Here is a 284-nt window from a genome sequence, read left to right as displayed (position 1 = left end):
CTGCTCGATCAGCTCGATGTAGCGCGACAGCTGCACCGGCCGATGGTTGCCGATGTTGTAGACGCGATAGGGCGCGCTGGAGCTGGCCGGCGAGGGCAGCAGCGGATCGAAGGCCGGGTCCGGCCCGGGCACGCGGTCGAGCGTGCGGATCACCCCCTCGACGATGTCGTCGATGTAAGTGAAGTCGCGGGTGTGCTGGCCGAAGTTGAAGACGTCGATCGGCTCGCCGGCGAGGCTCCCGCGGGGGACCCGGACCAGGGCCAAGTCCGGCCAGCCCCCCGCGC

General features: G+C 70.4%; 1 protein-coding gene. It reads right to left on the bottom strand.

The annotated features are described in order from the left end of the window. Positions 1–284: NAD-dependent epimerase/dehydratase family protein (locus FLQ44_RS20010; RefSeq protein ID WP_147695772.1), on the bottom strand; the 284-nt coding region annotated here is incomplete at both ends.

This window comes from Vogesella mureinivorans (assembly GCF_007644035.1).
Taxonomy (GTDB): domain Bacteria; phylum Pseudomonadota; class Gammaproteobacteria; order Burkholderiales; family Chromobacteriaceae; genus Vogesella; species Vogesella mureinivorans.
This window is presented reverse-complemented; position numbering and strand designations above follow the sequence as displayed.